Source organism: Variovorax sp. P5_A3, assembly GCF_056400665.1.
In genome coordinates this window covers 180,077-193,185 of record NZ_JBFUKW010000004.1, presented here as the reverse complement: position 1 = coordinate 193,185, position 13,109 = coordinate 180,077, and the positions used below count along the sequence as shown (strand labels likewise).

Sequence of the window (13,109 nt, the reverse complement as noted above, 5' to 3'; positions counted from 1 at the left end):
CCACAGAGCCGCCCCGAGATCAGTTTTCCTTCTTTTCTTCCTTGTTCTCGACGATGACCTGCGTCTTGCTCACGAGCACCGGCTGGCCCTTGAGACGGTTGAACGCCTGCGTCAGCGCGAAATCCTGGGCAGAGCCGAATTCAGGCACCTTGCGGTCCTGCGGCGGCTTCTTGGCTTCTTCCTCGAGCCGCTTGCGGGCCTCGTCGCGAGCCTTCTCGCGCTCCGGATCCTTGTTCTCGGGGCCCTGGCCGCTGGCAAGGTGCTTCTCGAGGTCTGCTTCGCGCATGCGCAACGCCGCGAAGGGGCTGCCTTCGGCGCTTTCGTCGACCAGCACGTTGGGAACGATCCCCTTGGCCTGGATCGAGGTGCCGCTCGGCGTGTAATAGCGTGCCGTCGTGATCTTGAGGCCGGTGTCCGGGCCCAGCGGGCGCACGGTTTGCACGGAGCCCTTGCCGAAGGTCTGGCTGCCCATGATCGTGGCGCGCTTGTGATCCTGCAGGGCGCCGGCCACGATTTCGCTGGCAGAGGCAGAGCCTTCGTTGACGAGCACCACCAGCGGCACCGTCTTGAGCGCGGCGGGCAGGCTGCGCAACGGATCGCTGCCGGCACGGCGCTGGTAGAACTCCGGCGCGGCCTTGTACACCGACTTGCTCTCGGCCAACTGGCCGTCGGTCGACACTACGGTGACGTTCTCGGGCAGGAACGCGGCGGAAATCGCCACGGCGGCATCGAGCAGGCCGCCCGGATCGTTGCGCAGGTCGAGCACCAGACCCTTGAGGTTGGGGTCCTGCTTGTAGAGCTCGTCGACCTTCTTGACGAAGTCGTCGACGGTGCGCTCCTGGAACTGCGACAGGCGAATCCAGCCGTAGCCCGGCTCCATGATCTTGCCGCGAACCGATTGCGTACGGATTTCCTCGCGCGTGATGGTCACGGGGAAAGTGCGGTTCTCGTCCTTGCGGTAGATCGTCAACAGCACCTTGGTGTTGGCTTCGCCGCGCATGCGTTTGACGGCTTCGTTGAGCGTCAGGCCGCGCACGGCGGTGTCGTCGATCTTGGTGATCAGGTCGTTCGGCTTGAGGCCAGCACGGAAGGCCGGAGAGCCTTCGATCGGGGACACGACCTTGATCAGGCCGTCCTCTTGCGAAATCTCGATGCCCACGCCGACGAAGCGGCCCGTGGTGCCCTCGCGAAATTCCTTGAAGGACTTCTTGTCGAAGTACTGCGAGTGCGGGTCGAGCCCGGCAACCATGCCCGAAATGGCATCGGAGATGAGCTTTTTCTCGTCGACCGGTTCGACGTAGTCGCTCTTGACCATGCCGAACACGGCAGCGAGTTGCTGCAGTTCCTCGAGCGGGAGTGGAGCCAGGGAGCCTCTTGCAACAGTTTGCAACGAGACGGTGGTCAGCGCGCCGGCAAAGGCGCCCGCGGCAACCCAGCCGGTGATCTTCAATTTCTGGCCCATGTGTAAGTGTCCTTGTCGCCTGTCAATCCAATATACAGGGCTTGGAAGCAAGTTGTCTGCCGTGGTTCCTCGAACCCGTCGATGAAGCTCTGACTTTCCTTCAGGCCTTGCCTTGTGCAGCGACTGCAGCTACGGCTTTTTCGGCCGCATCGGCATCGCCGAGGTAGTAGTGGCGCAAGGGCTTGAGATCGTCGTCGAGTTCATAGACCAGCGGAATTCCGTTGGGGATGTTGAGGCCCACGATCGCGTCGTCGGAAATGCCGTCGAGGTACTTCACGAGGGCGCGGATCGAATTGCCGTGGGCTGCGACGACCAGGCGGCGTCCGGCGCGAATCGCCGGCGCCATGGATTCGTTCCAGAAGGGCAGCACGCGTGCCACGGTGTCCTTGAGGCACTCTGTCAGCGGCACTTGCTCCGGGGCAAGCTTTGCGTAGCGCACGTCGCTGCGTTCGCTGCGCGGATCGTTGGGTTCCAAGGGCGGCGGCGGCGTGTTGTAACTGCGGCGCCAGACCAGAACCTGCTCATCGCCGTACTTCTTGGCGGTTTCCGCCTTGTTGAGGCCCTGGAGCCCGCCGTAATGGCGTTCGTTCAAGCGCCAGGAATGCACCACTGGCAGCCACGTGCGGTCGAGTTCGTCGAGCGTGTGCCACAGGGTACGGGTGGCGCGCTTGAGCACGCTGGTGTAGGCGACGTCGAAGTCGTAGCCCTCGGCCTTGAGAAGCCGGCCGGCCTGTTTGCCCTGTTCGACGCCTGTCGGCGTCAGGTCGACGTCAGTCCAGCCGGTGAAGCGGTTTTCGAGATTCCAGGTTGATTCGCCGTGGCGGATCAGGACCAGTTTGTGCATGGGAGAGGCCTTTGGGAACGCGAGCGGAAACCTGACATTCTAAAATCCGGGGTTTGCCACTCAAGGAATAACGTGAAATTCATCGTCGACAACTGGATGCTGATCCTGATTGCGCTCAGCTCGGGCGGCATGCTGGCCTGGCCGATGGTGCGCGGCGCAAATGCCGGATCGCTCACGGCGCAGGGTGCGGTCCAACTCATCAATCGCCAGCGCGCGGTCGTGGTCGATGTGCGGGAGCCCGAGGAGTTTGCCGCTGGCCATGTCACGGGTGCAAAGAACGTGCCGCTCGACCAACTCGAACAGAAGCTCCCCGCAACGGTCAAGAACAAGACGTTGCCTTTGTTGCTCGTGTGTGCAACGGGAGGTCGGGCGCAGCGCGCGGTCGCCATGGCCAAGAAGCTGGGCTATGAGCAAGCCCAAGCGGTGGCCGGCGGACTCAAATCCTGGAAAGACGCTAACCTTCCGGTTGAAAAGGCCTGAACTTTCCAGAGATACTCCGATGCAAGCTGTCAAGATGTACACGACCGCCGTTTGCCCCTACTGCATTCGCGCGAAGCAAATCCTCAAGTCCAAGGGCGTCGAGCAGATCGAAGAGATCCGCATCGACAGCGACCCGCACGCACGCGCCACGATGATGGACGTCACCCAGCGCCGCACGGTGCCGCAGATATTCATCGGCGAAACGCACGTCGGCGGCTGCGATGACCTGATCGCCCTCGACGGGCGCGGCGGCCTGATGCCGCTGTTGCAGGCCGCCTGAACTTCGCCGGGCGATAATCGCCGGCTACCTCCAGAAGCCCGCTCTGGGATATCCCCGGGCGGGCGTTGTTTTGACACTCGAAAGTTCAGCCATGGCCGACCAAGCACAAGATCCCGTCTTCCAGATCCAGCGCGTCTATCTGAAGGACCTGTCGCTCGAACAACCCAATTCGCCGGCCATCCTGCTCGAGCAGGAACAGCCCACCGTCGACATTCAGCTCGGTGTCGACGCACAGCCCGTGACGGACGGCATCTTCGAGATCACCGTGTCGGCCACCGTGCAGACGAAGATCCAGGACCGCACGGTTTTCCTGGTCGAGGCCAAGCAGGCCGGCATCTTCGAGATCCGCAACCTGCCCGAAGAGCAGATGGGCCCGATCCTCGGCATCGCCTGCCCGCAGATCGTCTACCCGTACCTGCGCGGCAACGTGGCCGACGTGATCCAGCGCGGTGGCTTCCCGCCGGTGCACCTGGCTGAAATCAACTTCCAGGCGATGTTCGAGCAGCAGCAGGCGCAAGCCGCGGCGCAGACCTCGCCGATCATCACTCAGTAAACCTGCGACCGCGCAACGCCGATGAAAATCTGCGTGCTCGGCGCCGGTGCCTGGGGCACGGCGCTCGCGGTGAATGCGGCTGGCCGTCACACGGTCACCCTGTGGGGTCGCGATGCGGCTCAGATCCAGGCAATGTCGGACGCGCATGAAAACGCACGCTATCTGGCCGGTGTCTCGTTGCCTCACTCGCTGACGTTGCTGTCCGGCGATCCTCTTGTCGCCCTGGCGGAAGCCGATCTCGTGATCGTCGCCACGCCGATGGCGGCGCTGCGCGAGCAACTCGGCAAGCTTCGCGACATCGCCTGCCCCGTGGCCTGGCTTTCCAAGGGCGTCGAGCCGGCGATCGCGGGTTCCGGCGAGGAAGGCTTGCTCGCTCACGAAATCCAGGCGCGAGTGGCGCCCGGGCTGCATGCCGGCGTGCTGAGTGGCCCCAGCTTTGCTCTCGAAGTGGCAAGGGGAAGGCCGACGGCGCTGGTTGCCGCCAGTCCGCACGCCTCGGTGCGCGACGCGCTCGTCAGCGCCTTCCACGGACCGGCATTGCGCGTCTACGCCAACGAGGACATCGTCGGCGTCGAGATCGGCGGTGCCGTCAAGAACGTGCTGGCCATCGCGACCGGCCTCGCCGACGGGCTGGCGCTGGGCCTCAATGCGCGCGCTGCGCTCATCACCCGTGGCTTGGCCGAGATGACGCGCTTTGGCGCTGCCCTCGGCGCGCGGCCCGAAACCTTCATGGGGCTATCCGGCCTGGGCGATCTCGTCCTCACGGCCACTGGCGATCTGTCCCGCAATCGAAAGGTCGGCTTGCTGCTGGCCCAGGGCCTCACGCTGGAGGAGGCAGTGAACTCACTCGGCCACGTGGCCGAGGGCGTCTATTGCGCCCGCACCGTGGTGCAACGTGCGCGGCACCTGGGCGTCGAGATGCCCATTGCGTCCAGCGTCGTCGCACTGCTCGATGGCCGCGTGCGGCCTGCGGAGGCCGTTGCGGAGCTGATGGGGCGCGAACCCGGCGTCGAATCGGCCTGAGCCGGCCCGTCGGTGAGGTTCAGGCCGGCGCGTAGGCTAGGCGCACGTAGATCGGCGCGAAGGCCTCGGCCTGCGTGATGTCGATCAGCGTCTCTTTCGCGAGCTCGAGCATCGCGATGAATGTGACGATCAGCACCGGGGTGCCGCGCGTCACGTCGAAGAGCTTCTCGAACTCCACGAACTGGCGCCCCTGCAGGTGGCGCAGCACGATACTCATGTGCTCGCGCACGCTGAGTTCCTCACGCGAGATCTTGTGGTGCTGCACCAGCTTGGCGCGCTTCATGATGTCGGCCCAGGCTTCGCGCAGGTCGACCACGTTCACGTCGGGGAAGCGCGGCTTGAGCGATTGCTCGATGTAGACCTGCGCCTTCCAGAAGTCGCGCCCTGCCTGCGGCATGGCGCTGAGCGACGCGGCCTGCAGCTTGGTCTGTTCGTATTCCAGCAGGCGGCGGACCAGCTCCGCGCGTGGATCCTCGGCTTCCTCGCCCTCGGCGGTCTTCTTGGGCGGCAACAGCATGCGCGACTTGATCTCGATCAGCATCGCGGCCATGAGGAGGTACTCGGCCGCCAGTTCGAGATTGGTCTGGCGAATCTCGTCGACGTAACTGAGGTATTGCCGCGTCAGCCCTGCCATCGGGATGTCGAGGATGTTGAAGTTCTGCTTGCGGATCAGGTAGAGCAGCAGGTCCAGCGGGCCTTCGAATGCTTCCAGGAACACCTGGAGCGCCTCGGGCGGGATATAGAGGTCGTGCGGGAGCGCGAAGAGCGGCTCGCCGTAGAGCCGGGCGAGAGCGACCTGGTCGATCACTTCGGGCATGGCGACAACCACAGCAGCGCCGTCGTCGGCGATGACTTCGTCCGAAGCGGAACCGATGTTCTCGTTCGACGCGGCGCCATCGCCCTGCCGGCGGGCGCCGGAGCCCGGCACGGCGCGAATGGTCACTTTTACTTCACGAGGGTCTGGTAGACGTAGGGCTGCTGCGGCACCTTGGCTTCGCTGTACTCGGTGAGCAGGTTGCGATCGAGGTGCTTGTCCCACAGCAGCGCGCGGCCGGCGCGCTGCTCGGCCTCCAGCGTCGGCTTCTTCTCCTTCATCTGCTCGATGAAGTCGGTGATTTCGGACGTGTAGTGCGGACGGGCGAAGATGGACATGGCAGTAAGGACCTTTGGCGGGATTTTACCGGGTGGAATCCGCCTTGAACCGGTCTTCGGCATGCGTTAGCGTGGCGACACCATTTCAACCAGGAGCAATGTCGATGAAACGCCGACTCACGATGGTCCTTGCCGCGTCTGCTGCCACGGCATTGCTGGTGGCTGCTTGTGCCGGCAGCGGCACCGCCACGCCGCAAAGCAAGATGAGCTTCTTCATCACCAGCGTGAATCCCGGCAAGGGCGCCGATTTCGGCGGGCTGGCGGGCGCCGACCGCTACTGCCAGAGTCTGGCCACGGCTGTGGGCGCTGGTGGGCGCTCCTGGCGCGCCTACCTCAGCACCACCCCGGCAGGAGGAGCGCCGGCGGTCAATGCCCGCGACCGCGTCGGCACCGGACCTTGGTACAACGTCAAGGGCGAGTTGATTGCGAGCAACGTCGAGCAACTGCACGGCGACAACAAAATCAACAAGCAGACCGGGCTGACGGAGAAAGGCGACGTCGTCCCTGCAAGCGGCGACCCCGTCAACCAACACGACATCATGACCGGATCATCGCCCGATGGCCGGGCCGTCATCGATCCCGGCAAAGACACGACCTGCGGCAACTGGACCTCCAGCGGCGACGGCTCGGCGATCGTCGGACATCACAATCGCATGGGCACGAACGCCCCTCCGGCGTCGATGTCGTGGAACTCCTCGCATGCCACGCGGGGCTGCAGCATGGATGCACTCAAGTCGACGGGTGGCGCGGGACTGCTCTACTGCTTCGCGCAGAACTGAAGACGATATCCGGAAACAGGCCGCTGGAAGGCGGCCTTAGACTCGGCGCCACCAATTGACAGTGGAGGCGCACATGGCGCGATCGAAAACCCGTTGGCGCCTGGCAACTGCGCTCCTGAGCTGCGTCTTCTGGCTGGCCGGCTGCGACACGAAAAACATCAGCGAGTTGGAGGAAGGCGTATCCACCGAGGCCGACGTGCGCGCACGTTTCGGCCAGCCCGAGAACATCTGGGATTCGCCCCAGGGACGGGTGCTCGAATACAACCGCCAGCCCCAGGGCCAGAAGAACTACATGATCACCATCGGCTCGGACGGCAGGATGAGCGCCTTGCGCCAGGTCCTCACTCCCGCGAACTTCGACAAGGTGCGCCCCGGCATGCCCATGGAGGACTTGCGCAAGCTGTTGGGCAAGCCCGCGAAGCGCACGCCCTACCCGTTGAAGAACCAGACAGAATGGGAATGGCGCTGGGTCCAGCCGCCGAACTCGCCCATGGTGTTCACCGCCACCCTCGATGACGATCAGCGCGTGGTAAGCGCAGGATCATCGCCGGACCGCAGCACCGAGGCGAACTAGGAGCTCAGACGCCGTGCCCGGCCGGGTCCGGCGCCCGCGACGCAAGCTCGTCCGCGAATCCCGATCGCATGATCACCTCCAGCGGTTGGGGCTGCAGCGATTCGATGCGCAACACGCCATCGCGCGACAACACGGCCTTGTGCACTTGCCGCAGCGCGTCGAGCCCGGTCGCGTCCAGCGAGATCAGGTGCATCGCATCCAGCACCACTGTCATGCCGCGCGGCGCGTGTTCGACCGCCTGCACCGCCGGGTCCAGCTTGGCCGCCGCACCGAAGAACAACGCGCCGTAGAGCCTGAAGGTCAGCACCGGCGGCTCCAGCGACACCATCTCGACACTGAACAATGTACTCATGCGGCGCACGAAGAGCGCGCAGGCCAGCACGATGCCGGCCTGCACCGCCACCGTGAGATCGAACACTACCGTGAGCAGGAAGGTGCCCAACATCAGCAAGCGGTAGTGGCGACTGAAGCGCCTCAGCATGGACGGAGAGAATTCGCGCCATTCGCCCATGTTCCAGGCCACATACACGAGGATGCCGGCCAGCACCGCGAGCGGCACATGGTGCGCGAGCGGCGCGGCAACGAGCACGACCACCGTCAGCGTGAACGCGTGCACGATGCCCGCGATGGGCGAAGTCGCGCCGGCGCGCAGATTGGTGACGGTCCGGGCGATCGTGCCGGTGGCCGGCATGCCGCCGAAGAAAGGAACGACTGCGTTGGCGATGCCCTGCGCCATCAGCTCCTGGTTCGGATCGTGGCGCGGCAGTCCGCTGACCTGATCGGCCACGCGCGCGCACAAGAGCGATTCGATCGCGCCGAGCATCGCGATGGTGAGTGTCGGCGTCACCAATTGCTTGACGATTTCCCACGAGAAGTCGGGCAGCGCAAAAGCAGGTACGCTCCCGGGGATCCCGCCGAAGCGCGTGCCGATGGTCTCGACCGGCAGGCTGAATCCCCAGGAGATCAGCGTGAGGGTGACCAGCGCGACGATGGGCCCCGGCATGCGCGACCCCGCCCGCGCGGCGCGCGTTTCGACCATGCGCCCCAGGACCAGGTGCACGGCCTGTCCGAAGCGCGTCTTGTCGTGAAGCAGGTGGGGCCACGCGAACAGGCCGATCAGGCAGACAAGACCGAGCCCGAAGGCATAGGCGTTGAACGTGCCGAGATGCGTCGCCAGCGTGTGCATCTGCGAGAACATGTCGGCCGGCATCTTGGCGATCGAAAGCCCCAGCCAGTCCTTGATCTGCGAGATCAGGATCAGCACTGCGATGCCGTTGGTGAAGCCGACGACGATCGACAGCGGCACGTAGCGCACCAGCGTTCCCAGCCGGAACAGCCCCATGAGGAACAGCAGCACACCGGCGCAGGTGGTCGCGATCAGCAGGTTTGCCACGCCGTAGCGTTCGACGATGCCGTAGACGATGACGATGAATGCACCGGCCGGCCCGCCGATCTGCACCGCCGATCCGCCGAGCGCCGAGATCAGGAAGCCCGCGATGATCGCGGTCCAGATGCCGGCCTCGGGCTTGAGCCCCGAGGCGATCGCGAAGGCCATGGCCAGCGGCAGTGCCACGATGCCCACCGTGGCGCCTGCGCCAAGATCCTTGAAGAAGCGTTCCCGGTTGTAGCCCGCCAGCGCGTCGATCAGTCGGGGACGGAAGTTCGCCAGGGGAGAGGTCATGCGCGCTATTGTGGACGCGCCCTGTCGATGTTCAGTCGGAATCGCCGGGAAGCACCGCATCGGCCGCCGCGCCCACCGCCTTGCCCGTGATGCGGGCCGTGCCGATCGCCGCGTCGGCTGCAAGCCCGACCGCGCCCGCGCCGATACTCACCGCAGTGCTGGTCACGCTGACCGCCGCCCCCGCCACCGCACAGCCGCTCAGCGCAACCGTGCAAGCCAACGCCGTCAGCAAGCGGATTCGGGAAACACCGCGGAACCGGCTTCGCCGGGCCGCAGGTGTTGCCCCCTGCAAGGGGGTGGGCGGCCACACGAAGTGGGCAAGCGTGGGGGTAAGCATGTTCACCGGACTCGCATGCCGGGTGTCGCGCCCGGCGAGGGTTCGAGCACGTAGATGCCTGGATTGGCCTTCTCGTCCGCGTGGCTCGCAGCCAGCACCATCCCTTCGGAGATGCCGAACTTCATCTTGCGCGGGGCGAGATTGGCGACCAGCACCGTCAGCTTCCCGACGAGTTGCTCCGGCTGGTAGGCCGAGGCGATGCCCGAGAACACATTGCGCGTCTTGCCCTCGCCGGCATCGAGCGTCAGGTGCAGCAGCTTGGTCGAGCCTTCGACCTTCTGGCAGGCTACGATCTTCGCGAGGCGCAGGTCGATCTTCGCGAAGTCGTCGATCGTGATGGTCGGCGCGATGCCTTCGCCGCCGGGCAGTTCGGTCGCGGCAGTAGCAGTTTCGGCCACGGGCTCTGGCGGCTCGAAGAGCTGGTCGAGCTGCTTGTCGTCGACGCGCTGCATCAGGTGCTTGTAGTCGTTGATCACATGGCCTGCGCCCAGCAGCCGGCCCGCATCGGCGAACAGCAGCGGTGCGCTGCCCAGGAAGGCTTCGACCTGTGCCGCCAGCGCCGGCAGCACCGGCTTGAGATAGATGGTCAGCAGCCGGAAGGCCTCGATGCAGGTCGTGCACACGTCGTGCAGGCGCGCCTCCATGCCTTCCTTCTTCGCCAGTTCCCAGGGCTTGTTCTGGTCGACATACTCGTTGACCTTGTCGGCCAGCAGCATGATCTCGCGCAGCGCCCGCGCGTAGTCCCGCCCGTCGTAGAGCGCCTGCATCGACGCGGACGCGCCTTGCAGTGCGGTCAGCAGGGCCGCGCCGTCGGCAGACACGGCGCCCAGCTTGCCGCCGAAGCGCTTGGCGACGAAGCCGGCCGCGCGGCTCGCGATGTTGATGTACTTGCCGATCAGGTCGGCGTTCACGCGAGCCATGAAGTCCTCGGCCGTGAAATCGACGTCCTCCACCTTGGCGTTGAGCTTGGCCGCAATGTAGTAGCGCAGCCATTCGGGGTTCATGCCGATCGAGAGGTACTTGAGCGGGTCGATGCCGGTGCCGCGGCTCTTGCTCATCTTCTCGCCCGAGACCGTGATGAACCCATGCACATTGACCTGGCTCGGCGTCTTGCGCTCGCTGAACTGGAGCATCGCGGGCCAGAACAGCGTGTGGAAGTAGACGATGTCCTTGCCGATGAAGTGCACCTGCTCCACCGCCGGGTCGGCCACGAATTCATCGAAGCTCTGCGAGGTGCGCGAAGGCTCGTGCCAGTGCTGCGCGGCCTGACCCTTGTCGAAGTGGTTCTTCAGGCTGGCGAGATAGCCCACGGGCGCATCGAGCCACACGTAGAAGTACTTGCCCGGCGCATCGGGGATTTCGATGCCGAAGTAGGGCGCCTCGCGCGAGATGTCCCAGTCGGCCATGCCGGCTTCGAACCACTCGCTCGCCTTCTTGGCCATCTCGGCCTGTAGCTTGCCGTCCTGCGTCCATCTCTTGAGGAAGTCGACCACCTTCGGGTCGGAAAGCTTGAAGAAGAAGTGCTCCGAACTGCGCAATTCGGGCGTTGCGCCCGTGAGCGTCGAATAGGGATTGATGAGTTCCGTCGGCGAATAGACGCTGCTGCACACCTCGCAGGCATCGCCGTACTGGTCCTTGGCGTGGCACACCGGGCATTCGCCCTTGATATAGCGATCAGGCAGGAACATGCCCTTGACCGGGTCGTAGAACTGCTCGATCGTGCGCGTGGCGATCATGCCGCCGGCCTTGAGCTTCTTGTAGATGCCCTGCGCGAGTTCGGTGTTCTCGGTGCTGTCGGTCGAGTGCCAGTTGTCGAAGCGGATGTGGAAGCCGTCGAGGTACTCCTTGCGGCCCGCGGCGATCTCGCCGACGAATTCCTGCGGCGTCTTCCCGGCCTTCTCGGCCGCGATCATGATCGGCGCGCCATGCGCGTCATCCGCACCCACGAAGTGCACCATGTGCCCCTGCATGCGCTGGAAGCGCACCCAGATGTCGGCCTGGATGTATTCCATGATGTGGCCGACGTGGAACTTGCCGTTGGCGTAGGGCAGGGCGGTGGTGACGAAGAGTTTGCGCTGGGACATCGCGAAGGGCGCTTTCGGGGGAAAGGAAGAAACTGCTGGAGGGGACTGCGGCCGGCGCTGCCACCGGCGGGAGGAGCATTTTAGGTGGGAGGCTATAGTCTCCGCGTCGACTCCAGGATCGCCCGTGATCACACAGTACGAAATCACCCTTGCCCAGGCGGCGGACGCACAGGAGATCGCGGCGCTGTCGCGCGATGCGATCGAGCGCGGTCTTTCATGGCGATGGACCGAGCGGCGCGTGCGGCGAAGCGTCCGCGACGAGGCCACCAACGTGGCCGTGGCCCGGCGCGACGGCGTCCTTCTCGGCTTCGCGATCATGCAGTACGGTGACGACGACGCGCACATTTCGCTGTTCGCGGTGCGTGCATCCCAGCGCCGCAGCGGCCTGGGCTCGGCGCTGCTGGCCTGGCTCGAAGCCACTGCGGCCGTCGCCGGCATCCGCACCATCCGCCTGGAGGCGAGGGCGGGCAACGCGGAGGCCAAGTCCTTCTACCTTCGCCACGGCTTCGCCGAAGCGGGCACGAGCCCGGGCTACTACGAAGACGTCGAGGATGCGGTCAGGATGGTCAAGCGCCTGGGGCCGGAGTCTTGACCGTCCACCCAAAGAAGCCGCAAACCGCTTCACGCTGCGCCAGCGCGTCCGCCCGCCCCAGTGCCATCAATTCCTGCGTGAAGGCCGAGTCGAACAGCAGGTAGCTTGCCAGCGCCGAACCCTGGATGTCGGCCGTCGTCGCCGGGACGGCGTGCGCTCCCAGCAGGCTGCGCACGGCTCGGGGCAGCGATTGCGCATGTCGCGCGGCAATGACGTCGATGCGTTGCGACGGCGCGATCAGCAGCAGTTCCACCGGCCGCAGCACGGTTCGATCGCGCGCTTCGTGCGGGATCAGCGACAAGGTCCCGTTGATGCGGCGCAGTCGCTCCACATCCGCTGTGAGCGCGTCCAGGAAGATGCTCGACAGCGCATGACCGGCGATCTGGGCCAGCGTCGGGTAGCCGCTCAGCGCGTTGGGCGGCAGTGCATCGGCGGGCTCCTGCATGCGACCCGCGCCGATGGCCAGGATGCGCTCCGCGCCCAGGTGGATGGCCGCGGCCAGCGGCGCCGACTGGCGCATCGAGCCGTCGCCGAAGTATTCGGCACGTCCATGGATCTCGACTTCCGCCGCCGGGAAGACGAACGGGATCGCGGACGAGGCCAGCAAATGTTCGTGCGCGATGTCGACAGGCACGGCGATGCGGCGGGACCGGATCCAGGGCTGCTGTTGCGGGCCCGCCTGGTAGAAGGTGACGTGCTCGCCCGAGCTGTAGCTCGACGCCGTGACCGCCAGCGCATCGAGGTGGCCCCGCCCCATCAGGCCGGCGAGCCGGTCCAGCGGCACCAGTTGCTCCAGCAGCTTTCGAAGCGGCGTGTTGTCGAGCAGGGCACGCAGGCCGCTGCGTCGCCATTGCGCGATCAGCCAGCCCGCGGAAAGCAGGCGTGCCCAGGGCGCATCGCTGTGCAGTGCGGTCAGCGCGTCCGCCTTGTAGACCTGCGCCGGCACAAGTCCCGCCCAGACCCGCGCAATCTTCTGCACCGTGCCGTCGAAGTCGTCGGCACCGCAGGCCAACGCCGCGGCGTTGATCGCGCCGGCCGACGTGCCGGTGATGATGGGGAAGAGGCTCGACTGCCCGGCGGCACCCGCATCTCGCCGGATGGCCGCCAGCGCCTCCAGCACGCCGACCTGGTAGGCGGCGCGTGCTCCGCCACCGGTCAGTACCAGGCCGGTGTGAGTCACTGCGCTACTTCGATCAAGAGAAGGGTCCCATGGATTTCGCGACTGACCTTACGCTGGACCGGGACGTCCGGCAAGTAGCTCGCCGCAC

Annotated in this window: 15 protein-coding genes; 7 read left to right on the top strand and 8 right to left on the bottom strand. The window is 65.5% G+C overall.

Going from position 1 to position 13,109, the window contains the following annotated elements; genetic code table 11:
• Window positions 1–19: 19 nt before the first annotated feature.
• Together AC1D3B_RS08345 and gpmA are read right to left on the bottom strand one after the other, a co-directional pair.
• The gene (locus AC1D3B_RS08345; RefSeq protein WP_478190189.1) at window positions 20–1,462 is read right to left on the bottom strand and encodes a S41 family peptidase; all 1,443 of its coding nucleotides are present in this window, start codon (window positions 1,460–1,462) and stop codon (window positions 20–22) included.
• Between the two features lie 100 nt (window positions 1,463–1,562).
• Window positions 1,563–2,306 carry a 2,3-diphosphoglycerate-dependent phosphoglycerate mutase gene (gene gpmA / locus AC1D3B_RS08340; protein WP_478190188.1) on the bottom strand — a complete coding sequence of 248 codons (744 nt, stop codon included), beginning with the start codon at window positions 2,304–2,306 and terminating at the stop codon, window positions 1,563–1,565.
• 72 nt (window positions 2,307–2,378) lie between these two features.
• Between gpmA and AC1D3B_RS08335 the strand changes: the two genes are divergently transcribed.
• From AC1D3B_RS08335 to AC1D3B_RS08320, 4 genes are all read left to right on the top strand, one after another.
• Window positions 2,379–2,786, top strand: coding sequence for a rhodanese-like domain-containing protein (locus tag AC1D3B_RS08335; protein ID WP_478190187.1), 408 nt, complete (start codon window positions 2,379–2,381; stop codon window positions 2,784–2,786).
• A gap of 19 nt (window positions 2,787–2,805) precedes the next feature.
• Entirely contained in the window at window positions 2,806–3,066 is a 261-nt protein-coding gene (grxC, locus tag AC1D3B_RS08330) for a glutaredoxin 3 (protein ID WP_478190186.1), read from the top strand.
• 91 nt (window positions 3,067–3,157) lie between these two features.
• Window positions 3,158–3,619 (top strand): protein-export chaperone SecB, encoded by a 462-nt coding sequence (gene secB / locus AC1D3B_RS08325; protein WP_435516419.1) that lies wholly within the window; start codon window positions 3,158–3,160, stop codon window positions 3,617–3,619.
• A 21-nt stretch (window positions 3,620–3,640) separates the two neighbouring features.
• Window positions 3,641–4,642 carry an NAD(P)H-dependent glycerol-3-phosphate dehydrogenase gene (locus AC1D3B_RS08320; RefSeq protein ID WP_478190185.1) on the top strand — a complete coding sequence of 334 codons (1,002 nt, stop codon included), beginning with the start codon at window positions 3,641–3,643 and terminating at the stop codon, window positions 4,640–4,642.
• A 19-nt stretch (window positions 4,643–4,661) separates the two neighbouring features.
• On the opposite strand, the gene AC1D3B_RS08315 is transcribed toward AC1D3B_RS08320, so the two are convergent.
• Window positions 4,662–5,459, bottom strand: a complete 798-nt coding sequence (locus AC1D3B_RS08315) for a segregation and condensation protein A (protein ID WP_478190370.1) — start codon at window positions 5,457–5,459, stop codon at window positions 4,662–4,664.
• Window positions 5,460–5,587: 128 nt separating this feature from the next.
• Window positions 5,588–5,794: a DUF3460 family protein gene (locus AC1D3B_RS08310; protein ID WP_478190184.1), complete on the bottom strand. Its 207-nt coding sequence runs from the start codon at window positions 5,792–5,794 to the stop codon at window positions 5,588–5,590.
• 104 nt (window positions 5,795–5,898) lie between these two features.
• Here AC1D3B_RS08310 and AC1D3B_RS08305 point away from each other — a divergent pair, with 104 nt between their 5' ends.
• Window positions 5,899–6,573, top strand: a complete 675-nt coding sequence (locus AC1D3B_RS08305) for a hypothetical protein (protein ID WP_478190183.1) — start codon at window positions 5,899–5,901, stop codon at window positions 6,571–6,573.
• Between the two features lie 73 nt (window positions 6,574–6,646).
• The gene (locus AC1D3B_RS08300; protein ID WP_478190182.1) at window positions 6,647–7,147 is read left to right on the top strand and encodes an outer membrane protein assembly factor BamE; all 501 of its coding nucleotides are present in this window, start codon (window positions 6,647–6,649) and stop codon (window positions 7,145–7,147) included.
• Window positions 7,148–7,151: 4 nt separating this feature from the next.
• On the opposite strand, the gene AC1D3B_RS08295 is transcribed toward AC1D3B_RS08300, so the two are convergent.
• The 3 genes from AC1D3B_RS08295 to metG are packed head-to-tail and all read right to left on the bottom strand — an operon-like array spanning window position 7,152 to window position 11,249.
• Window positions 7,152–8,828, bottom strand: a complete 1,677-nt coding sequence (locus AC1D3B_RS08295) for a SulP family inorganic anion transporter (RefSeq protein WP_478190181.1) — start codon at window positions 8,826–8,828, stop codon at window positions 7,152–7,154.
• A gap of 31 nt (window positions 8,829–8,859) precedes the next feature.
• Window positions 8,860–9,165: a hypothetical protein gene (locus tag AC1D3B_RS08290; RefSeq protein ID WP_478190369.1), complete on the bottom strand. Its 306-nt coding sequence runs from the start codon at window positions 9,163–9,165 to the stop codon at window positions 8,860–8,862.
• 2 nt (window positions 9,166–9,167) lie between these two features.
• Window positions 9,168–11,249: a methionine--tRNA ligase gene (metG, locus tag AC1D3B_RS08285; protein ID WP_478190180.1), complete on the bottom strand. Its 2,082-nt coding sequence runs from the start codon at window positions 11,247–11,249 to the stop codon at window positions 9,168–9,170.
• Window positions 11,250–11,373: 124 nt separating this feature from the next.
• On the opposite strand from metG, the gene AC1D3B_RS08280 reads away from it, so the two are divergent.
• Complete coding sequence (locus tag AC1D3B_RS08280) at window positions 11,374–11,841, top strand: GNAT family N-acetyltransferase (protein WP_478190179.1); 468 nt, start codon at window positions 11,374–11,376, stop codon at window positions 11,839–11,841.
• Here the strand turns inward: AC1D3B_RS08280 and AC1D3B_RS08275 are convergent.
• Window positions 11,816–13,021, bottom strand: coding sequence for a patatin-like phospholipase family protein (locus AC1D3B_RS08275; protein ID WP_478190178.1), 1,206 nt, complete (start codon window positions 13,019–13,021; stop codon window positions 11,816–11,818). The genes AC1D3B_RS08280 and AC1D3B_RS08275 overlap by 26 nt on opposite strands.
• Between the last annotated feature and the right edge of the window lie 88 nt (window positions 13,022–13,109).

What these genes read in the sequence shown, in the direction of transcription:
- AC1D3B_RS08345 (WP_478190189.1), bottom strand. Translation starts at nt 1,462, where the DNA reads ATGGGCCAGAAATTGAAGATCACCGGCTGGGTTGCCGCGGGCGCCTTT.
- gpmA (WP_478190188.1), bottom strand. Translation starts at nt 2,306, where the DNA reads ATGCACAAACTGGTCCTGATCCGCCACGGCGAATCAACCTGGAATCTC.
- grxC (WP_478190186.1), top strand. Translation starts at nt 2,806, where the DNA reads ATGCAAGCTGTCAAGATGTACACGACCGCCGTTTGCCCCTACTGCATT.
- secB (WP_435516419.1), top strand. Translation starts at nt 3,158, where the DNA reads ATGGCCGACCAAGCACAAGATCCCGTCTTCCAGATCCAGCGCGTCTAT.
- AC1D3B_RS08320 (WP_478190185.1), top strand. Translation starts at nt 3,641, where the DNA reads ATGAAAATCTGCGTGCTCGGCGCCGGTGCCTGGGGCACGGCGCTCGCG.
- AC1D3B_RS08315 (WP_478190370.1), bottom strand. Translation starts at nt 5,459, where the DNA reads ATGCCCGAAGTGATCGACCAGGTCGCTCTCGCCCGGCTCTACGGCGAG.
- AC1D3B_RS08310 (WP_478190184.1), bottom strand. Translation starts at nt 5,794, where the DNA reads ATGTCCATCTTCGCCCGTCCGCACTACACGTCCGAAATCACCGACTTC.
- AC1D3B_RS08305 (WP_478190183.1), top strand. Translation starts at nt 5,899, where the DNA reads ATGAAACGCCGACTCACGATGGTCCTTGCCGCGTCTGCTGCCACGGCA.
- AC1D3B_RS08300 (WP_478190182.1), top strand. Translation starts at nt 6,647, where the DNA reads ATGGCGCGATCGAAAACCCGTTGGCGCCTGGCAACTGCGCTCCTGAGC.
- AC1D3B_RS08295 (WP_478190181.1), bottom strand. Translation starts at nt 8,828, where the DNA reads ATGACCTCTCCCCTGGCGAACTTCCGTCCCCGACTGATCGACGCGCTG.
- AC1D3B_RS08290 (WP_478190369.1), bottom strand. Translation starts at nt 9,165, where the DNA reads ATGCTTACCCCCACGCTTGCCCACTTCGTGTGGCCGCCCACCCCCTTG.
- metG (WP_478190180.1), bottom strand. Translation starts at nt 11,249, where the DNA reads ATGTCCCAGCGCAAACTCTTCGTCACCACCGCCCTGCCCTACGCCAAC.